The organism is Streptomyces sp. NPDC087901, assembly GCF_044742205.1.
In the GTDB taxonomy this organism is placed as follows: Bacteria; Actinomycetota; Actinomycetes; order Streptomycetales; family Streptomycetaceae; genus Streptomyces.
This window is the reverse complement of record NZ_JBIUUC010000005.1, coordinates 92,376-111,792: the sequence shown is the minus strand read 5'-3', so window position 1 is coordinate 111,792 and position 19,417 is coordinate 92,376. Positions and strand designations below refer to the sequence as shown.

Genomic DNA, 19,417 nt, shown 5'->3' with positions numbered 1-19,417 from the left:
GCGGCCAATGGCCGCGAAGGAGGCGTGGACGATGTCGAACAGCGCAAAGATCGCCATCGGGGGAGTCGTCGTCGCAGTCGTCCTGATGCCGTTCATCGGGTTCTGGCTGTCACTGCTGGTGCTCATCGGAGTTCCCGCGATCGCTTACCTGGCCTTGGATCCGAGCCAGCGGCGCAGGCTCCGTAGGATCACGCGTAAGGAAATAGGCCGCTGAGGGGGGACCTGCGCAGTGAGCGGGACAGTCACCGTCGTGAGCAGCAATGAGAAGTACAGCTTCACCAAGCCGAACCGGGACAGCGTGACGCTGTTGACCGGGCTGGGCGTGGAAGGAGACGTACACGCGGGGGTGACGGTCAAACACCGTTCCAGGATCGCGCAGGATCCCACCCAGGCGAATCTGCGGCAGGTGCATCTCATACAGGAAGAGCTGTTCGACGAGCTGCGGGAGGCGGGCTTCGACGTCGCCCCCGGTGACCTCGGGGAGAACGTCACCACCCGTGGTGTCGATCTGCTGGCCCTCCCCGTCGGCACCCGGCTGCACCTCGGCGACGAGGCCGTCGTCGAGGTCACGGGGCTGCGCAACCCGTGTCTCCAGATCGACAACTTCCAGGACGGACTGCTCAAGCAGGTCGTCGGCCGGGACGAGGCGGGCAACATCGTCCGCAAGGCCGGGATCATGAGCGTGGTCGCCGTGGGCGGCCTTGTCCGGCCCGGGGACCCGGTCCAGGTCGAGCTCCCCGCAGAGCCCCACCGGCCGCTGGAACGGGTCTGAGAGCCTGACGGCTCCGAGAGCCTGACGGCTCCGAGAGCCTGACGTGCGGGAGCCCCGGGATCGGATGATCCCGGGGCTCCCGCACGCGGCGTCCGGCCGCTGCCGAGATCAGGACGGCCGAACGGCCATCGCGTCCAGGGCCTTCAGCAGCTGGGGGAGCTCCGTCCCTCGCCCCACGGTCAGGATTTCCCCCGGCACCTCGTCGAGCAGCAGGAAGGCGATGTCGTCGGTCCTGGCGACCATGGACCAGCCGGGGCCGTCGGCCCGGATCATCCGGGCGTCCCCGGGGGCGAAGGACGAGCGGACTCGGCCGGGAGGCGGCGGGGTGTCGACATAGGCGTGCGCGTCGGCCAGCGCCCGCCGTACGCCGGGATGCGATACGGGGCGGGCGACGCCGTGGTCTGCGGGCGGCGCGGGCACTTCTCCGGCCGCAGAGCCCTCCGTGGCCTCGGTCTCCGATTCCTCCGTGGCTCCGGCCGTCTCCTCGGAACCGGGGCGGGAGCCCGTCTCCTCCGAGCCGGAACCCGAGCCCGTCTCCTCCGAGCCGTCCACGTCCTCGCGGTCCTCGCCGTCCGCCCGTGCGAAGGCCGTCGCGTCGTCGATCTGTTCCCGCCAGACCGCCCACTGGAGTGCGATCGCGTCCGCGCCCAGCCGACGCTGGGCGGGCCCCCACGCATCGGTGTCGGGCGGGGACAGCGGTGGCAGGTCCTCGCCGTCCGCATCCGGGTCGGGCGCCGGATCGTGCGGGGCGGCCACCCCGGGAGCGGCGACCGCCACGGCGAGCGGCCAGCCGGGAAGCGCACAGACCACCGTGCGGTCGTCCGGGGACAGGTCGTACTCCATCCCGCAGTCCCAGGACGCTATCGCCACGGCCACCAGGGACACGTCGTCGACGACCACGGTCCATCGGGCCCCGTCGGAGTCCTGGCCCAGGACCAGGCCGTACCCCTCGGCGTACGGCTCCAGGCCCAGGGCCGCACAGGCTGCCGGGTAGTCGTCGCCGAGGACGCTCGGGAACTGCGCAGGGGTCAGCAGGACCGCAGTCAGCACATACAGTGCGTCGTCGTCGGCGACTGTGTTGTCCGTCCCGGCCACTGCACCCTCCTCTTCCGTCATGCTTGTCGTCGGCGCACCTTAACCAGTGGGTAACCCGCTCGTCGAGGCCCTGACAAGGCCGGACGCAGGCTTCGGCGGTGAACCGGACGCCCCCGCTCAGCCGTCCGCGAGGCCGAGCAGCGTACGGGCCACCGTGTCCGGCGACTCGTCGCGCTCACGGGCCAGTGCGATGACGGCCCGGCAGGCCAGTTCCCCGACGCCGAACGAGAGCGCCTCCGGCGACACCCAGCCGCTCGCCTCGTCCATCCGGTCCTGATCGTCCTCCACCGACGCCGCGACGAAGGTGGCGGCCGCCTCGAAGAGGTTGTGCTGCCGGCGCTCCAGCGCCCGTGCGGCCGTGGACGGGCCGCCCTTGTGCCCGGGAGTCACGGCTCTGCGCAATATGCCGAACATGCTGGCCATGGGGTCCGCCTTTCGTCGATGCGTGTGTGGGGCCGTGCCTCGCACACGCGTGAGGGGTACGTGCCGTGCTTGCGTGCCGTCCCTGTCCGGCGTACGTACTCACCGTCCTGCCCCCACACGTAGGCTTGGACACTCGACCCGGACAAGGGGGATGGTGCGGTGAAGCGTTACGACCGGCTGAAGGACATCCAACGCCTCGACCCCGAGCGGGACTTCCTGGAGATCTACCGGATCACGGCGACGTACGAGTTCCCCTGGGACATCACCCGTGCCCTCGAACTGGCCCTGTACCGCACGTATGCCGTCCCCGGCATCGGGCGGCTGCTCGCGGAGACGGCCGAGCTGACGGACCGTTCGCAGAAGCGTTACGACGACACCGCGCTGCTCCTGGACACGGTCGTCGAGCACGGCTTCGACAGTGACCCGGGACGTACGGCCATCCGCCGGATCAACCGGATGCACAACAGCTTCGACATCAGCAACGACGACATGCGGTACGTGCTGTGCACCTTCGTCGTCACCCCGAAGCGGTGGCTCGACGCCTACGGCTGGCGCCGGCTGTCCGACCACGAACTGCGGGCGTGCGCCGCCTATTACCGGACCCTGGGCGCCCACATGGGGATCAAGGACCTGCCACAGACGTACGAGGACTTCGAGCGCACCCTCGACACCTACGAGGACGCCCAGTTCGGCTGGGACGCAGGGGCGCGCGCGGTGTCGGACGCGACACTGGACCTGATGGCCTCCTGGTATCCGCGCGCCCTCGCGCCGATCGTGCGGGGCGCGAGCCTCGCCCTCCTCGACGACTCGCTGCTGCGGGCCTTCCGTTACGCACAGCCGAGCGCCGCAGCGCGCTCACTCACCCGGGGCGCCCTGCGCCTGAGAGCGCGCGCGGTCCGTCTGCTGCCGCCGCGTACCAAGCCGCACTACGCCCGGCAGAACCCGGAGATCAAGGGATATCCGGACGGATACGAGGTGGCCGCGCTCGGCACGGTCCCCACACCGGGAGCCGGAGGCTGCCCGGTTCCGCACCTTCGCGGCCCCGATCCGCAGGCCGGGTGACCGGACAGGCGAGTCGCCTCGCCCCCTGAGCCGTCCGGGCAATGTGTCACCCGGTCCGTTCGGCCAGGGCGAGGAACCGGCTGTCCTCATCGGCGTACGAGGTGAGGCGCCAGCCCGAACGGGCCAGCAGCGGACCCAGGTTCGGCTCGGCCCGCAGATCGCCGTCCGTGATCTGCCGGCCGTGCCGCGCGGCCAGCGCCGCCCTGCCGATGGGGTGGAACAGCGCCAGCAGCCCGCCCGGCCGCACCACCCGGGCGAGCTCGGCCAGGTCGGGGCCCGGCCGGGACAGGTGTGAGATCAGCCCGGCCGCGAACACCGCGTCGAGTGTCCCCGAGCGCAGCGGCAGCCGGGCGGCATCGGCCTGGACCAGCAGCCCGCTGCTGCCGCGCCCCGCACGCGCAGCCGCTTCCAGCATGGCCGCGGTCAGGTCGGCGCCCAGCACGGTGCCCCGGGGCCCGACCGCCGCCCGCAGGGCCGGCATCGCCCGCCCCGTACCGCAACCCGCATCGAGCACGGCGTCGCCGGGCCGGAGCCCCAACGAGGCGACCGCGGTGGCGAAGGCCGGACCGTCGTCGGGAAAACGGGTGTCCCAGTTCGCGGCGCGAGCGGTGAAGAACTCCTGGACGTGTGTCTGGTCATCGGCCATACGGACATGATCGCGCAGTGTCCTCCCGAACGAAACGTCGCGAATCGACGCGCATGTTCGACCACGCCGCGATCGTTGGCGAACATCTCTCTGTCATATTTCGGCAGCTTTCGAATGCGCCCCGGGCGCGCGCCCCGGGCGCGACTAGCGTCCCCGAGTCATGGGACACCTGGACCACGCCACCTTCGGCTGGCTGACACCTCTGCTGTCGTACGCGATGGCCTGCATCGGCGCCGCGCTGGGCCTGAGCTGCACCGTGCGCGCACTCGACGCGACCGGGCGCTCGCGCCGCAACTGGCTGATCACGGCCGCATCGGCCATCGGCTCGGGAATCTGGACCATGCACTTCGTCGCCATGCTCGGCTTCGGCGTGTACGGCACCGACATCCGGTACAACGTGCCGCTGACCTTCCTCAGCCTCCTCGGCGCCATGGTGGTGGTCGGCGGCGGGGTCTTCGCCGTCGGCTACAGCCGTGACCGGACCAGGGCGCTGCTGCTCGGCGGCTTCGCCACCGGGCTCGGCGTCGCCAGCATGCACTACCTCGGCATGGCGGCACTCCGCCTTCACGGCACCATCCACTACGACCCGCTGCGGGTCGTCCTCTCCGTCGTCATCGCGGTCATCGCCGCGACGGCCGCTCTCTGGGCCGCGCTCAACATCAGGTCGACGCGCGCCGTGGCCCTCGCCTCGCTCGTCATGGGAGCGGCGGTCAGCAGCATGCACTACACCGGAATGCTCGCCGTGACCGTGCAGGTGACGCCCTCGGGCGGCACACTCCACGGAGCCACCGCGATGCAGTTCATCTTCCCCCTCGCTGTCGGGCTCGGCTCCTACCTCTTCCTCACCTCCGCATTCGTGGCCCTCTCGCCGACCGCCCCGGAACGTGCCGCGTACGTCCACGCCGAGGGTGCGCGGACACCCGCCGACGGGGCTGCCGCGGTCGGCCGAGACCCGGACCTCCGGTCGCGGCGCACCGCCCGCGGCCCCGGCACGCCACCCGTCGGCACCGGTTCACCCGCCGGCATCCGTTGACGAGCGGCGCGGCCCGCCGCACCGCCACCCACCCAGCTCCGACCCGGAACGAGGAGGCCATGCGCCCACCCCGCACGACCCCGGACCCCGGTGCCTCCGACGCCCGGCCCGCCACCCCGCCGGCGCCGCCGGTCCGGGGCCGCCGCGCGCACGCAGGACCGCCGGCCGACGAGAGCGCCGAGCACGACGGTCCGCTGCCCGAGTACGGCATATCCGCCTCGCGCGGACGCCGGACGCTGCGTCCCAGGACCGTGCGCGCGAAGATCATCTCGCTGCTCATGCTGCCCGTCGTCTCCCTGCTGGCCCTCTGGGGCTTCGCCACTGTGTCCACGGCCCAGGACGTGGCACGGCTGCGGCAGTTGCAACGCGTCGACGAAGAGGTCAGGGCGCCGGTGGCGGCGGCGGTCGCCGCGCTCCAGATCGAACGCAAGGCGGCCATGCTCCAGGCCGCCGGCCCCAGCAGCGCCCACGCCTCCGCGCTGGACGAGCGCGCCGGCCGCACCGACACAGCCCTCGACGCACTGCGGCTCGACGACGGCCACACCATCGCCGACACCGGAAACCTCCCCGGGGGAGTGGCCGGACGGCTCGACCGATTCCTCGACCTTGCCCAGGACCTGCGGACGGACAAGGGAACCCCGAAGGGTGCCGGAGGCGACGAGGGCGCTCTGTACGACCGCTACACCGCGGCGGTCAGTGCCGCCTTCGCCGTCTCCGGAGCCCTCACCGGCATCCAGGACGACGCCCTCGGCTCAGACGCCCGCGTCCTGCTCGAACTCGCCCGCGCCGACGAGATGCTGGCCCGTGAGGACGCCCTGATGGCCACCGCCGCACGCGTCGGCACGCTCAAGGACCGGCCGCTTCGGCTGTTCACCGGAGCAGTCGACACCCGGCGCAGCCTCACCGAGACGGCCGGCGTCGACCTGCCCGCCACTGAACGCACCGCCTGGCGGGAGTTCACCGCCCGGCCCGCCTACCGCGCCGTCCATGCGGCCGAGGACAAGGTGCTCGCAGCGGCGCCCGGCCGCGAGGCCGCCCTGGCCGTGCCCGCCAACGACTGGCAGCGCGCCGCCGACGGCGTCCGCGGCGAACTGCACAGCATCGGTACCGGTGCCGGTGAGCGTGCCGCCGACCGCGCGGACCCCCTCGCCCACGGACTGCTCAGCCCGTCCGGAGCCGCCGTGATCTTCGGCTGCGTCGCCGTCGCCGCGTCTCTGGTGATCTCCGTACGCATCGGGCGCGCCCTGGTCGTGGAGCTCGTGAGCCTCCGCAACAGCGCGCTGGAGATCGCCCGGCACAAACTGCCCCTCGCCATGCAGCGGCTGCGCGCGGGCGAAGAGCTCGACATCCGGGCCGAGGCTCCGCCGGGCCTCGCCTCCCAGGACGAGATCGGCCAGGTCGGCGAGGCCCTCGGCACGGTCCACCGGGCCGCCCTCAGTGCCGCGGTCGAGCGGGCCGAGCTCGCGGACGGGATCTCCGGCGTCTTCGTCAACCTCGCCCGGCGCAGCCAGGTGCTGGTCCACCGTCAGCTCAACCTCCTGGACAGCATGGAGCGCCGCGCCGACGACCCGGGCGAGCTGAGCGACCTCTTCCGCCTCGACCACCTCACCACCCGGATGCGCAGGCACGCCGAGAGCCTGATCATCCTTTCCGGCGCGGCCCCCGGCAGGGCCTGGCGGATTCCCGTGTCCCTGACCAACGTCGTGCGCGCCGCCGTCTCCGAGATCGAGGACTACGCCCGGGTGGAGGTCAGCAGACTGCCCGACGCCGCGGTGAAGGGCACGGCCGTCGCCGACCTCACCCACCTGCTCGCCGAACTGGTCGAGAACGCCGCACAGTTCTCACCCCCGCACACCAAGGTGCGCATCACCGGCGAACCCGTGGGCAACGGCTACGCACTGGAGATCGAGGACCGCGGCCTCGGCATGGGAGCCGAACTGCTCGGCGACGCCAACCGCCGCATCGAGCAGGCGGAGGCACTCGACCTGTTCGACAGCGACCGGCTCGGCCTGTTCGTCGTCAGCCGGCTCGCCGTACGGCACCGGATCAAGGTCCAGCTCCGCACCTCCCCGTACGGCGGCACGACGGCGGTGGTCCTGTTGCCGACGGCGCTGCTGCAGACCGCGCTGCCGCGGGCCGAGGAACAGCCGGTGCCGCAGCAGGCCTCCGTCGAGCGCCAGGACGATCACGAACGCACCTCGTTCGGACCGGGTCCCCGTGCCGTACGGCCCCAGAGCACGGCCTTTCCCGCGCCGGTTCCGGTCCCGGCGCTGGAGGCCCGCACGGGTCCCGCCGCCCAGGTCACCTCGCTGCGCCCCCGCCGGGCCGAGGACAAGGACGAGACCCGGCCGGCACCACCGGGGCCGCCGGCCGGGGAACAGGACGACGACGCCCTGCCCCGCCGGGTGCGGCAGGCCAGCCTCGTACCGCAACTGCGCGAAGAACCCCGGCCCGAACCGCCGCGGGCCGACGGACCGGCCGAGGACACGGCCGCGCAACGCACTCCGGAACAGGCCAGGGACCGTATGGCCGCGTACCGGGCCGGCTGGGTACGCGGCGGCGGGGCCGCTCCGGGGGCCACGGCAGCAGTCCCGAGCACCACCGAACCCAGCCCGCTCAGCGAAGGAGATCCTGCATGATCGCGAACGAGAGGCCCGGGGTGCCCCGCCGGTCCGGTGAACTCGACTGGCTGCTGGACGATCTGGTGACCCGCGTCGGCGAGGTCCGGCACGCGGTCGTGCTCTCCGGTGACGGGCTTGCGGTCGGCGCGTCCAGTGCGCTGAGCCGCGAGGACGCCGAGCACCTGGCCGCGGTCGCCTCCGGCTTCCACAGCCTCGCCAAAGGGGCGGGACGGCACTTCCGGGCGGGAGACGTGCGTCAGACGATGGTCGAGATGGACGACGGCTTCCTGTTCGTCGCCGCCGCGGGCGAAGGGTCGTGCCTCGCCGTGCTCAGCACGGCGTTCGCCGACATCGGCCTGGTCGCCTACGAGATGGCCCGCCTCGTCAAGCGGGTCGGTGAGCACCTGCGTACCCCGGCGCGCTTCGCCGAGCACCCGTCGGCAGCCGGCTGAAGGGGGCTGGGAGATCAGTGTCCAGTACCGACAAGGGCCCGGACGCCCCCGACCCGTACGAGCTGCCGGGCAGCCAGTGGTACGACGCCGACGCGGGCCCGCTCGTCCGTCCGTACGCCATGACCGGTGGCCGGACCGAACCGGGTCCCGGTGGCGCACGATTCGACCTGATCGCGCTCGTCACCTTCGACGACACCGTGACGGGGAGCTCCGAGGACGCACTGCTGGGGCCGGAGCACCGGACGCTGCTGTCCCTCTGCCGGACCGAGACGCAGTCGGTCGCCGAGCTCTCCGCCGACGCCGATCTCCCGGTCGGTGTGGTGCGTGTGCTGCTCGGCGACCTGCTCGAATCGGGGTACGTGACGGTCAGCCGCCCGGTGCCCCCTGCCCAGCTGCCCGATGAACGCATCCTGCGGGAGGTGATCAACGGCCTTCGCGCACTCTGAGGGGCGGTCGGCCCCGGGCGGGCCCCCGCCTACAGCTGCCGTTTGCTGTCCCTCAGGTGCGTGAGCTCGTCGTTCATGGCTTCCAGGAAGCGGATGACGACATGCAGTTCGCCCTCGTCGAACTGCCCACGGGCCGCATCGGTGCTTGCCGCCAGCGGCATGAAGAAGTCGCGGGCGACCAGTTTCGCCGCGGCGGCGTAATGCAGACGCACCACCCTGCGGTCGCCGCCGTCCCTGACGCGGTGGATGTGACCCGCACGCTCCAGCCGGTCCAGACACGCTGTCACCGCACCCGATGTGAGGTCCAGCTGCTCGCGCAGCCGTCCCGGGGTCATGACCGAGCCCGCCTCGCCGTGATCGGCGTCCAGGATGGCGATGAGGGCCTGCACATCCGTCGGGTGAAGCCCCTGGGCCTGGGCGAATTCATGGGTGATGCGATTGAACTCGCTGTTCATACGGCGCAGCAGCACAGCGAACGACTGGAGTCCGGTGGGACCGTCGCTCATGCCTCTGTCCGGGCCTCCGTCTGCGGTGCGCATACCCCCAGAGTAGTATCTCTCACTCATTGAGATAATCAATGGCCGAGATATCGGTCGTGCGTCGACCCATGGGGAAGCAATGAAGCCCGCACCGCGGCACCGCATCGTCCGATGGCTGGTGCCCGTAGCCCTGCTCGTCGTCTGGCTCGGCATCGGAGGGACGCTGGGTCCCTACGCCGGAAAGCTCGGCGAGGTGGCCACCAATGACCAGGCGGCCTTCCTGCCGCGCAGCGCCGAGTCGACGAAGGTGTCCGAGGCGCAGAAGGCGTTCCAGAAGTCGGGGACAGTGCCCGCGATCGTCGTGTGGACCGGCCGGCCGGGCGGGATCCCCGCCGGCGGGCAGGAGGCTGCCACGCGGGCGCTCGCCTCTCTGGCCGGGCAGCCCGGTGTGGTCGGCACGCCGTCGGCCGCGCGGCCCTCGGAGGACGGGGAGGCGCTGTCCGGCGTGGTGCAACTGCGTTCGGATCTGGGTGACACGCTGCCGGACACCCTCGACCGGGTACGCGCCGCGGCCGGTTCCGTGCCGGGCACGACGGCGGAGATCGCCGGGCCCGCGGCCAGTCAGGCCGACCTCAAGGACGCGTTCGCGGGGATCGACGGGCTGCTCCTGGGCGTGGCACTGGCCGCCGTGCTGGTGATTCTTCTGCTCGTCTACCGCAGTCTGCTGCTGCCCTTCCTGATCATCTTCAGCGCCGTCCTCGCCCTCGGCCTCGCCTGCGCCGTCGTGTACGTCCTCGCGGACCGCGACCTCGTCCGCGTGGACGGGCAGGTCCAGGGCATCCTGTCCATTCTGGTGATCGGGGCGGCCACCGACTACGCCCTGCTCCTCACCGCCCGCTTCCGGGAGGAACTCACCCGGCACGGCGACCGGACGGCCGCGGCCCTTGCCGCGCTCCGCCGCTCCTTCGGCGCGATCACCGCCAGCGCCGCCACCGTGGCCCTGGGTCTCCTCGCCCTGCTGCTCAGCGATCTGACGAACAACCGGGCCCTGGGGCCGGTGGGGGCCATCGGCATCGTCTGCGCGGTGCTGAGCACGCTGACGTTCCTTCCCGCGGTGCTGGTCCTGTGCGGCCGGGCCGCCTACTGGCCGGCCAGGCCGCGTCCGGCGGACGCGGAGTCGGGCGGACGCGGCATCTGGCGCCGGGTCGCCGGCCGCGTCGACCGGTCCCCGCGCAAGGTGTGGGTCTCCACCACCCTGGTCCTCGTAGCCTGCGCGGCGTTCGCACCCACACTCAAGTCGCAGGGCGTGCCCCTGAACGAGATCTTCGTGAACGACGCCCCGTCCGTCTCGGCCCAGGCCACACTGGGCAAACACTTCCCCGGCGGCTCCGGCAATCCCGCCGTGGTCGTCGCGGCGGCCGGCCGCGTCGACGAGGTGACCGCCGCGGCCGCGGCAACCCCGGGTGTCGCCGCCGCGGTACCCGTCACCGCGTCCGGTGCCCCGGGCGGCGGGCCGCCCCTGGTGGTCGACGGCCGGGTGCGCATCGATGCCACCCTGGACGACGCCGCGGACAGCGACGCGGCCAAGTCGACCGTCCAGCGTCTGCGTACCGCAGTGCACGGCGTCACGGGAGCCGATGCGCTCGTCGGGGGCTACACGGCTCAGCAGTACGACACGCAGCAGACCGCCGAGCGCGACCGCGACATCATCGTGCCGGTGGTGCTCGTGATCATTCTCCTGATCCTGATGGGGCTGCTGCGATCGGTACTGGTCCCCGTCCTGCTGGTGGCCACCGTGGGCCTCAACTTCCTCGCGACCCTCGGGGTTTCGTCGCTGGTCTTCAAGCACGTCCTGGGATTCAGTGGCACCGACGCGTCCGTGCCGCTGTACGGATTCGTCTTCCTGGTGGCCCTCGGCGTCGACTACAACATCTTCCTGATGTCCCGCGTCCGGGAGGAGGCGCTGGAGCACGGGGCCCGGCAGGGAGTGCTTCGGGGGCTGGTCAGCACGGGCGGTGTCATCACGTCGGCCGGAGTGGTGCTGGCCGCGACTTTCGCGGCGCTCATCGTGATTCCCCTGGCGTTCCTCGCCCAGATCGCGTTCATCGTGGCCTTCGGCGTGCTGCTGGACACCCTGGTGGTGCGTTCGCTCCTGGCCCCCGCCCTGGTCGTGGACATCGGCCCCAGGGCCTGGTGGCCGAGCAGGATCAGCCGGATCCCGGCCGGAGCCGGACGGGGCGGTGAAGCCGGGTGACGCATCCGGGCCCCGGTCCCGCCTCCGGAGGTCCGGGGCGGGGCCGGGGCCCGGGCGTGCTGCGGGACGCCGTGTCGGACGGGTCAGACGTTGACGCCGTAGTCCGACGCGATTCCGGCCAGGCCGGAGGCGTAACCCTGGCCCACTGCACGGAACTTCCACTCCGCACCGTGCCGGTACAACTCGCCGAACACCATCGCGGTCTCCGTAGAGGCGTCCTCGCTGAGGTCGTAGCGGGCGAGCTCCACCCCGTTGGCCTGGTTCACCACGCGGATGAACGCGTTGCGCACCTGGCCGAAACTCTGCCCCCGGCTCTGCGCGTCATGGATGGAGACCGGGAAGACGATCTTCGCGACATCCGCGGGAACGCCCGCCAGGTCCACGTTGATGGACTCGTCGTCGCCCTCGCCCTCGCCGGTCAGGTTGTCACCGGTGTGCTGGACGGAACCGTCCGGGCTGTTGAGGTTGTTGTAGAAGACGAAGTGCTGGTCGGAGAGGACCTTGCCGGCGTCCGAGCACAGCAGCGCGCTGGCGTCGAGGTCGTGATCGGCGCCCGTCGTCGTCCGTACGTCCCAGCCCAGGCCCACGGTCACCGCGGTCAGGCCGGGCGCCTCCTTCGACAAGGAGACGTTGCCGCCCTTGGCCAGGGTCACACCCATGAACTTCCTCCAATGATCCGGTGATCCATTGATCAGCGTTCCTTCGGCCGCCACCGACGAGGGCGGCGGCCCTTCCCCTATGGTTCTCTGGTTGTGCAGGTCATGGAGCAGTGGCGTGGTCGCGGGAGTTGCCGTCGGCGGCCCGCGGTGGCGCATCCTCCTTCATGGCCTTGGCCTCACTCTTCAGGATCCGCATGGATTTGCCCAGGGCGCGGGCGGTGTCCGGCAGCTTCTTCGAGCCGAACAGCATCAGCACGACGATCGCCACGATCAACAGGTGCCAGGGTTCGAGGCCGTTGCGCAGCATGTGCGGCACGCCCTTTCTTGAGACGTCTTCCGGTCAATGTTTCCAGCAGGCGTTTATGGACAGGGGATCGGACCGACGATGGACGGGGCCGTTGATCCACGAGAAAAGCAACACTTGCTACATTGCGCAACTGTACAACCATGTGAGGCCGGTGCAGTCGTCCTCCATGGCAGCCGGACGAACGGGGTGGTCGATGACAGGCAGTCACAAGGGGGCGGCCGGCGGCAGCAGGGGAGGCCGGCTGCGGCGGACGGCTCTGATCGGGCTCTCCTTCCTCGTCCTGCTGGTCGCCGGAGTCGGCTGGGGATACCTCAAACTCACCGGCAGCATCGATACGTTCAGTGCCGACGGGATCTCCGGTGACCGGCCACCCGACACGTCCGCGGGGCAGAACGTTCTCGTCATCGGGTCGGACTCCCGATCGGGCGACAACAGCGGACTGGGCGGCGGCACGGGTGAGGTGGGCCGTTCCGACACCGCGTTCCTGCTGCACGTCTACGCCGACCACAGGCACGCCGTGGCTGTCTCCATCCCCCGTGACTCGATGGTCGACATTCCGGCCTGCAAGAAGCCCGACGGCGACTGGACAGCCCCTCAGCACCACGTCATGTTCAATGGGGCGTTCTCCGTGGGGGAGACCGCAGAGGGCAACCCTGCATGCACCCAGAACACGGTCGAGCACCTCACCGGCCTGCGCGTCGACCACACGGTCGTGGTCGACTTCGCCGGCTTCTCCGCGCTGACCTCGGCAGTCGGCGGAGTGCCCGTGTGCCTTCCGCAGGACATCTACCAGCGAGACCTGAACCCCAAGCGCCCCACCCGCGGCGAACTGGTCTTCGGCAAGGGGCCCCAGACGGTCTCCGGACAGCGTGCACTGGACTACGTACGGATCCGGCACGGCATCGGCGACGGCTCCGACATAGGCCGGATCAAGAGGCAGCAGGCGTTCGTCGGCTCCCTCGTCAAGAAGGTGAAGTCCCGCGGCCTGAACCCCACCACCCTGTTGCCGCTGGCCAACGCGGCGACCGACGCGATGACCGTCGACCCCGGCCTCGGCTCGGCCGACAAACTCCTGTCGTTCGCCATGTCGATGAAGAACATCGATCTGCACAACACCAAGTTCGTCACCGTCCCCTGGCGTTACGAGGGAGCCCGCGTCGCCATCGTGGAGCCGGAGGCCGACGCGCTGTGGGCGGCGCTCAAGGCCGACCGCACGATCGACGGCCAGGACGCCGCGGGCACGTCAGGGGCCGGGCGCTCCACCCCCGCGCCGGTTGCGTCAGCCTCTCCCACCGGGCCCGTCTCGGGCGAGGGAATCGATGTGGCCGTCTACAACGGCACCACGGTGACCGGGCTCGCCGCCCGGGCCGCCGAGCTCCTGCGTACGCATGGGTTCACCGTCACCGGCACGGCCACCGCGAACTCCCAGGACCAGGCGCGCACCGTCGTCACCTACGGGCCCGGACTGGAGGGCGAGTCGGACACCACGGCCCGGCTCTTCGGGGGCGCGCGGACCACGGAGTCCGGCCGGCCGGGAATCCAGGTGATCGTGGGCGGCGACTTCGCCGAGAACCCCTCGGCCGCCCCCGCGTCACCGACGCCCGACACCGTACCGTCCACGGTTGCCGACGAGGCCCGGTCCGCCGACGACGACCCGTGCAGTGACCTCTCCTACGGCTGAGACCTCCGCGGACGGCTCAGCCCTGGAGCAGAGCCGTCCGCAGCTGCAACGAAGGGTGGCGAGGCGGCGCGAACCCGAACGACTCGTACAGACCGGCCCCGTCCCCCGTGGCGTTGAGATTGACGACCGTCACCCGCGCCTCCTCGTGGAACCAGACGAGCAGTGCCTCGACGCAGGCCCGGGCATGCCCACGCCTGCGCCGCCGGGGATCGGTGCTCACATTGGACACGTGCCCGTGCAGCCCGCTCGGATTGGCCGGACTCGGCGCGTGCGCGTCGCACGCCCCCACCGCGCACGCCACCACGCCCAGTTCCGCATCCTCGACGAGGAACGCGGCGAACTCGTCGGACAGGGGCATCCGTTCGGTGAACCATCGCGCCGCGCCCGCCCGCCAGGGAGCGCGGTCGTCCCCGACCTCCGCCCCCATGTCGGCGAGCATCAGTGCCCGCAGGCGCACCAGCGCGCCGACATCGGCGAGTGTGGCCCGGCGCACCCGCACCGGTCTGCCGCCGGGGGGCCCGGCAGCCGTGCGGCCGGTGTTCACGGTCATGAGATCCTCCGGTTCCGTTCGTAGCGGGTGCGCGCCCACCCCAGACCGCATGCGTACAACGCGAGGACGGTGGCGAGCAACAGGTAATAGAGCGGAGGCAGGGCGCCCATCCCCAGCAGCGGCCCGAGCGCGGTGAGCGGCAGGAGGACACCGACGACCGCCAGCCCGGCCGCCGCCGCCCGCAGGGGCCCGCCGCCGTGCCGTTGCACGGCTCCCCGGCCGGTGCGCAGGAGCAGCATCACCAGGGCCTGGGTGAGGAGGTTCTCGGTGAACCAGCCGGAATGGAAGGACGCCTGGCCGTCCGTCGCCGAACCGTGCAGCGCCAGGGCGAGCACGCCGAAGGTGGCCAGGTCTGCGGCGGCGTTCAGCAGCCCGAAGGCCGTGATGAAGCGGAGGAAGTCCCTGGGGCGCAGCACCGCCGGACGCCTCAGGACCGAGGGCGCGGGCCGGTCGAAGGCGAACGCGAGCTGTGCCGCGTCGAAGCACAGGTTCTGGACCAGTACCTGCGCCGGCAGCATGGGGAGGAAGGGCAGCAGCAGACCGGCGGCGAGCATCGCGATGACATTGCCGAGGTTCGAGGAGAGCGTGATGCGCAGATACGTGGCGATGGTGCCGCTGCTGCGGCGGCCCGCGCTGATCGCGTGATCGATGGCGCCGAGGTCCTTCTCGGCGAGAACGACGTCGGCGGCCTCCCGCGACACATCCACCGCGTTGCGCGGACAGATTCCCACATCGGCCGCGTAGAGGGCCGGCAGGTCGTTGACACCGTCGCCTAGGAACCCGACGGTGTGGCCCGATGCGCGCAGCGCGTCGACGATCCTGGCCTTGTGCGCAGGGGTGCAACGCGCGAAGACCGTAGCCCGTCCGGCGATGCCGGCGAGCTGCACGTCGCCCAGACCGTCGATCTCCCCGGCGGAGAGGACCTGCCCCGGGTCCAGGCCGAGATCCCGGCAGGCGCGGGCCGCGGTGCCCGGGTGGTCGCCGGTCAGGACCTTCACTGCGACACCCCGACGCGTCAGTACGCCGAGGGCTTCGGCGGCGCCAGGCGTGAGCGCGTCGCGCAGCGCCACGAACCCGAGAAACGTCAGCCCGCGCTCGTCGGCCGGAGTGTACGCACCGAGCCGGGCAGGCCGCTCGGTGCGGGCGACGGCGAGCAGCCGCAGACCGTCCGCGGCCTCGCGCGCCGCCAGCGCACTCAGACGGTCCCGCTCAGCCGGGTCCAGATCGCAACGCTCCAGGACGGCCTCCGCCGCGCCCTTCGTCACCAGGACGTGGGTTGCGAACCGGCCGGGAGGCCGGACGACCGCAGTGGAGAGACGACGCACCGGATCGAACGGCAGCGCGGCCACCGCGTCGTACTCCTCGACCGGCTGGAGCGGCGCCGCAACCCGCCCGCCCCGTCGGTCCCAGGCGTCCAGCACGGCCCCGTCGAGGGCGTCCGGCGCCGGCAGGTCGGCGAGCTGCAGCGTCCACAGCGCATTGACGGCCGCCCAGTGCAGCACGAGGGGATCGGGCTCTTCCGTACGACCGAGCGTCCGGTCGACGACCGGGCGGTCCTGGGTGAGGGTGCCTGTCTTGTCCAGACAGAGCACATCGATCGCACCCAGGTCGTGCAGCGCGGGCAGCCGTTTCACGATCACCGCATGGTCGCGAGCGAGCAGCGAGGCACCCCGGGCCAGCGCCGCGGTGACGATGACCGGCAGCATCTCGGGCGTCAGCCCCACTGCGACCGCGACCGCGAACGGCAACGTCTCCAGACCACGTCCGCGCAGCGCGGCGTTGGCCATCAGGACCAGCGGCGGAGTGAAGAGCATGAACCGGATCAGCGTCCAGGAGATCCCCCGCACCGAGCGGTCGAACGCACTCGCACCGCGGCGGCGCGCCGACCGGTCATATGCGGCGGCGAACCGGGTGCGGCCGCCGGTGGCCACCACCACCGCCGTACCGCTGCCCGACGCCACACTGCTGCCCTGGAAACACAACTGATGCTGCGCGAACACGTCGTTCACGGCATCGGGTACGCAGTGCGGCCCGGTCGCGGCCGCAGACAGGGCCTGTGCGTCGACGGGATGCTTCGCGACCGGCGCGGACTCACCGGTGAGGGCCGACTGGTGCACGGTCAGGCCGCCGGCCCGGAGCAGCTGCACGTCGGCGGGGACGAGATCGCCCGGGGCGAGCCTGATCACATCACCCGGCACGAGCTCCCCTACGGGCAGTTCGCGGGCCTGAGCCACCGCGTCCGGGCCGTTGCGGCGCAGCACCGTCGCGGTCGTCGCCACCAGCTCGTACAGCGCGGCCGTCGCCCGGTCGGCCCGGTGCTCCTCCATGGAACGCAACAGGCAGCTGACGACCACGAGCGCCGAGGTCACGGCAGCCGTGCCCCAGGCGTCCATCAGGGCTGAGACCAGCCCCAGGCAGAGCAGTACCGAAGTGAACGGGTCCCGCAGGGTGCGCAGGAACCGCCGCGGCCAGGAGACCGGGCGCCGGGCAGGGAGGGTGTTCTCGCCGAACCGTGTCAGCCGCTCCTGCGCTTCCCGTTCCAGCAGTCCCCGCGGCCCACTGTCCAGGGAGCGGAGGACCTGCAGAGAAGTCGGTGGGGCAGCCGGCCGTGCGGCACCGGCACCGGATGCGGCGCCGGGCATCGGTACGACGACGGACGACTGTTCGCCGGTCTGTCCGGACTCCGCAGCGGCAGCCTTCTCAGGCACCGAGTTCACGGAGATGCGCGGGCTGCGCGGCCTGGTACCCGGACCGCTCCGCGAGCTGGCCGACCATCAACCGGACCACCGTCACGACACTGGGATCATCGACCAGATACACCTGGCGGCGGCCCTCGCGGCGGGAGCGGACGAGACCGGCGAGCTTCAGTTTCGTCAGATGCTGGCTGACCGAGGGGAGCGTGCCGCCGACCCGCTCCGCCAGACCGGTCACGTCGCACTCGCCCTGGTCCAGCGCCCAGATGATGTGCAGCCGGGCCGGGGTGGCCAGGAGACCGAAGGCGGCCGCCGCCTGGGCCAGCACATCCGCGGGCGGATCCTGGGAACCGCCGCCGGCACCTGTCGACACTTCTGCACTCCTGTCCGCGTGGGCCGACTCCTCGCACCCGAGACGACCAGTGTAGGCGCCGGACATGAAGCCCCCGGGCCTGTTCGCAGCCGTACGGTCAGCGCCGCGTCGGCAGCGGAACCGGCCGGGTCCGGATGTCCTGCGGCACGGTGCGGGTCCGGCGGCCGTCGGGGCCGAGCACCTGCGCGGCGAACTTGTGACAGCGCAGGACGACGAACGATTCCGCGATCCTGAGTCCCGGCATCCGCCCCACGAGGGTGGACGCACAGGCCGGCAGATCCTCGTGCGAGCGCAGCGTGAGGGCGATCGCGAGGCTGTGCGGTCCGGTGATCGACATGAACTCGACCGTCTCGCGCGGATGGACGATCGGCGGAGCCGCCGTGACGTCCGCCGTCGGGAGGAGACTGCTACGGGAGCAGGAACAGGGCGCCATGGAAGGGCTGCACGTGCTGATCGGCCAGGAATAATCGAATGGCTGACAATCACACCGAAATTCGTACCGTTCCAGGCGCAGAGCGACCCGAAACTGTCACATCCCCAAAATTGCGATCGCACCCCACGAGTCAGGTGCTGGTTTGCCATGCTGTCGCCGTACGCCTGCCGATGATTCACTGAATCCGAGACCTCTCAAGATGGCTCTGACCTGCGCATTCGACGTCTTGAGGCTCACTGGTGAGAGAAGTGATCGATGTCGACCGAGCACGCTGACAGCATCCGGGACGAGACCGCCGGGGCTGCCCCGACCGAAGCCCTGGCCCTGAAGATCCTGGTCGCGGGCGGGTTCGGGGTCGGCAAGACGACGCTCGTCGGCGCGGTGAGCGAGATCAGGCCCCTGCGTACGGAAGAACTCCTCAGTGAGGCCGGACAGTCGGTGGACGACACCGACGGCGTCGCCCAGAAGACCACCACGACGGTCGCCATGGACTTCGGGCGCATCACCATCAGGTCCGGACTCTCCCTGTACCTGTTCGGCACTCCGGGGCAGGACAGGTTCTGGTTCCTCTGGGACGAGCTCTCCCAAGGCGCACTCGGCGCGGTCGTTCTGGCGGACACCCGGCGGCTGGAGGACTGCTTCCCGGCAGTCGACTACTTCGAGCACCGCCGCATCCCCTTCGTCGTCGCTGTCAACTGCTTCGCGGGAGCGCGTTCGTACAGCGAACGGGACGTGTCCCGCGCCCTCGACCTCGATCCCGGAACGCCCGTGGTGCTGTGCGACGCCAGAGACCGGGATTCCGGCAAGGAGGTCCTGATTCGGATGGTCGAGTACGCGGGCCGGATGCACACAGCGCGGCTCCTCGACTCGGTGGGCTGAGCCGGCTTGGCCTGATCCCGCCCCGCTGTTGCACAGCGGGGCGCTTGCCCGTACGTGACCGGTGCGAAAGGCTTGCGTACAAGTGGGGCACGGGGAACGTATGAACGGGGAGGAACAGAATGGCGCTGGACAGGGGACTCGACTGGCTGCTTGATGATCTCACCAGCCGGGTGGAGCACATACGACACGCCCTGGTGCTGTCGAACGACGGCCTGGTGACCGGAGCGAGCACGGGGCTGGCACGTGAGGACGCGGAACACCTGGCCGCGGTCTCGTCCGGGCTGCACAGCCTTGCCCGTGGCTCGGGGCGGCACTTCCGCGCCGGAAAGGCCCGGCAGACGATGGTGGAGTTCGACGAGGCACTGCTCTTCGTGACGGCCGCCGGGGACGGTAGCTGCCTGTGTGTGCTGAGCGAGGCCGAGGCCGACGTGGGTCAGGTTGCGTACGAGATGACGCTGCTGGTCAACAGGGTCGGGGAGCATCTCGGTGTGGCCGCGCGACAGGACGGGGGCGTGGGGGCCAAGCGGATCTGACGGCCCGATCGGTGCTGCCGCCCGGC

Annotated in this window: 22 protein-coding genes; 12 read left to right on the top strand and 10 right to left on the bottom strand. The window is 71.2% G+C overall.

All coding sequences use genetic code 11. The features are described 5' to 3' along the window. Window positions 1-31 precede the first annotated feature (31 nt). Both ACIOEW_RS17690 and ACIOEW_RS17685 read left to right on the top strand, forming a co-directional pair. A complete protein-coding gene (locus ACIOEW_RS17690; protein WP_136325839.1) occupies window positions 32-214 on the top strand; it encodes a hypothetical protein in 183 nt (60 codons plus the stop codon). Between the two features lie 15 nt (window positions 215-229). Next, on the top strand, window positions 230-772 hold the full coding sequence (locus ACIOEW_RS17685) for an MOSC domain-containing protein (RefSeq protein ID WP_401964545.1): 543 nt from the start codon (window positions 230-232) through the stop codon (window positions 770-772). Between the two features lie 108 nt (window positions 773-880). Here the strand turns inward: ACIOEW_RS17685 and ACIOEW_RS17680 are convergent, their stop codons facing one another. After that, the gene (locus ACIOEW_RS17680; RefSeq protein ID WP_401964544.1) at window positions 881-1,888 is read right to left on the bottom strand and encodes a hypothetical protein; all 1,008 of its coding nucleotides are present in this window, start codon (window positions 1,886-1,888) and stop codon (window positions 881-883) included. Window positions 1,889-1,984: 96 nt separating this feature from the next. Continuing rightward, window positions 1,985-2,290, bottom strand: a complete 306-nt coding sequence (locus ACIOEW_RS17675) for a hypothetical protein (protein ID WP_401964543.1) — start codon at window positions 2,288-2,290, stop codon at window positions 1,985-1,987. A gap of 159 nt (window positions 2,291-2,449) precedes the next feature. On the opposite strand from ACIOEW_RS17675, the gene ACIOEW_RS17670 reads away from it, so the two are divergent. Beyond that, entirely contained in the window at window positions 2,450-3,352 is a 903-nt protein-coding gene (locus ACIOEW_RS17670; protein WP_401964542.1) for an oxygenase MpaB family protein, read from the top strand. A gap of 46 nt (window positions 3,353-3,398) precedes the next feature. Here ACIOEW_RS17670 and ACIOEW_RS17665 read toward each other — a convergent pair whose 3' ends face one another. Beyond that, on the bottom strand, window positions 3,399-3,998 hold the full coding sequence (locus ACIOEW_RS17665; protein WP_362547059.1) for a class I SAM-dependent methyltransferase: 600 nt from the start codon (window positions 3,996-3,998) through the stop codon (window positions 3,399-3,401). A 160-nt stretch (window positions 3,999-4,158) separates the two neighbouring features. On the opposite strand from ACIOEW_RS17665, the gene ACIOEW_RS17660 reads away from it, so the two are divergent. The 4 genes from ACIOEW_RS17660 to ACIOEW_RS17645 are packed head-to-tail and all read left to right on the top strand — an operon-like array spanning window position 4,159 to window position 8,550. After that, a complete protein-coding gene (locus tag ACIOEW_RS17660; protein ID WP_401964541.1) occupies window positions 4,159-5,031 on the top strand; it encodes an MHYT domain-containing protein in 873 nt (290 codons plus the stop codon). A gap of 59 nt (window positions 5,032-5,090) precedes the next feature. Then, window positions 5,091-7,670 carry a nitrate- and nitrite sensing domain-containing protein gene (locus tag ACIOEW_RS17655; protein ID WP_401964540.1) on the top strand — a complete coding sequence of 860 codons (2,580 nt, stop codon included), beginning with the start codon at window positions 5,091-5,093 and terminating at the stop codon, window positions 7,668-7,670. Next, the gene (locus tag ACIOEW_RS17650) at window positions 7,667-8,104 is read left to right on the top strand and encodes a roadblock/LC7 domain-containing protein (protein WP_362547068.1); all 438 of its coding nucleotides are present in this window, start codon (window positions 7,667-7,669) and stop codon (window positions 8,102-8,104) included. Before ACIOEW_RS17655 ends, ACIOEW_RS17650 begins: the two co-directional genes overlap by 4 nt. 17 nt (window positions 8,105-8,121) lie before the next feature. Beyond that, complete coding sequence (locus ACIOEW_RS17645) at window positions 8,122-8,550, top strand: DUF742 domain-containing protein (protein WP_401964539.1); 429 nt, start codon at window positions 8,122-8,124, stop codon at window positions 8,548-8,550. Window positions 8,551-8,579: 29 nt separating this feature from the next. Here ACIOEW_RS17645 and ACIOEW_RS17640 read toward each other — a convergent pair whose 3' ends face one another. Further along, complete coding sequence (locus tag ACIOEW_RS17640; RefSeq protein WP_401964538.1) at window positions 8,580-9,089, bottom strand: MarR family winged helix-turn-helix transcriptional regulator; 510 nt, start codon at window positions 9,087-9,089, stop codon at window positions 8,580-8,582. Between the two features lie 79 nt (window positions 9,090-9,168). Here ACIOEW_RS17640 and ACIOEW_RS17635 point away from each other — a divergent pair, with 79 nt between their 5' ends. Further along, the gene (locus tag ACIOEW_RS17635) at window positions 9,169-11,283 is read left to right on the top strand and encodes an MMPL family transporter (protein WP_401964537.1); all 2,115 of its coding nucleotides are present in this window, start codon (window positions 9,169-9,171) and stop codon (window positions 11,281-11,283) included. Between the two features lie 83 nt (window positions 11,284-11,366). On the opposite strand, the gene ACIOEW_RS17630 is transcribed toward ACIOEW_RS17635, so the two are convergent. Beyond that, window positions 11,367-11,942 carry a TerD family protein gene (locus ACIOEW_RS17630; protein ID WP_362547080.1) on the bottom strand — a complete coding sequence of 192 codons (576 nt, stop codon included), beginning with the start codon at window positions 11,940-11,942 and terminating at the stop codon, window positions 11,367-11,369. 100 nt (window positions 11,943-12,042) lie between these two features. Continuing rightward, entirely contained in the window at window positions 12,043-12,249 is a 207-nt protein-coding gene (gene tatA / locus ACIOEW_RS17625) for a Sec-independent protein translocase subunit TatA (RefSeq protein WP_362547082.1), read from the bottom strand. Window positions 12,250-12,442: 193 nt separating this feature from the next. On the opposite strand from tatA, the gene ACIOEW_RS17620 reads away from it, so the two are divergent. Then, window positions 12,443-13,930, top strand: coding sequence for an LCP family protein (locus ACIOEW_RS17620; protein WP_401964536.1), 1,488 nt, complete (start codon window positions 12,443-12,445; stop codon window positions 13,928-13,930). A 16-nt stretch (window positions 13,931-13,946) separates the two neighbouring features. Here the strand turns inward: ACIOEW_RS17620 and ACIOEW_RS17615 are convergent, their stop codons facing one another. The 4 genes from ACIOEW_RS17615 to ACIOEW_RS17600 all read right to left on the bottom strand — a co-directional run bounded on the left by ACIOEW_RS17615 (window position 13,947) and on the right by ACIOEW_RS17600 (window position 17,883). Next, complete coding sequence (locus ACIOEW_RS17615; protein ID WP_401964535.1) at window positions 13,947-14,480, bottom strand: GNAT family N-acetyltransferase; 534 nt, start codon at window positions 14,478-14,480, stop codon at window positions 13,947-13,949. Then, window positions 14,477-17,188 (bottom strand): magnesium-translocating P-type ATPase, encoded by a 2,712-nt coding sequence (gene mgtA, locus ACIOEW_RS17610; protein ID WP_401964534.1) that lies wholly within the window; start codon window positions 17,186-17,188, stop codon window positions 14,477-14,479. The genes ACIOEW_RS17615 and mgtA overlap by 4 nt, the downstream gene beginning before the upstream one ends. Then, entirely contained in the window at window positions 17,181-17,546 is a 366-nt protein-coding gene (locus ACIOEW_RS17605) for an ArsR/SmtB family transcription factor (RefSeq protein WP_401964533.1), read from the bottom strand. The genes mgtA and ACIOEW_RS17605 overlap by 8 nt, the downstream gene beginning before the upstream one ends. A 97-nt stretch (window positions 17,547-17,643) precedes the next feature. After that, on the bottom strand, window positions 17,644-17,883 hold the full coding sequence (locus ACIOEW_RS17600; protein WP_401964532.1) for a hypothetical protein: 240 nt from the start codon (window positions 17,881-17,883) through the stop codon (window positions 17,644-17,646). Here ACIOEW_RS17600 and ACIOEW_RS17595 point away from each other — a divergent pair. From ACIOEW_RS17595 to ACIOEW_RS17585, 3 genes are all read left to right on the top strand, one after another. After that, window positions 17,882-18,013: a hypothetical protein gene (locus ACIOEW_RS17595; RefSeq protein WP_401964531.1), complete on the top strand. Its 132-nt coding sequence runs from the start codon at window positions 17,882-17,884 to the stop codon at window positions 18,011-18,013. The genes ACIOEW_RS17600 and ACIOEW_RS17595 overlap by 2 nt on opposite strands. 221 nt (window positions 18,014-18,234) lie before the next feature. Further along, complete coding sequence (locus tag ACIOEW_RS17590) at window positions 18,235-18,858, top strand: ATP/GTP-binding protein (RefSeq protein ID WP_362547091.1); 624 nt, start codon at window positions 18,235-18,237, stop codon at window positions 18,856-18,858. A gap of 119 nt (window positions 18,859-18,977) precedes the next feature. Then, window positions 18,978-19,391, top strand: coding sequence for a roadblock/LC7 domain-containing protein (locus ACIOEW_RS17585; protein WP_362547094.1), 414 nt, complete (start codon window positions 18,978-18,980; stop codon window positions 19,389-19,391). Window positions 19,392-19,417: the final 26 nt, after the last annotated feature.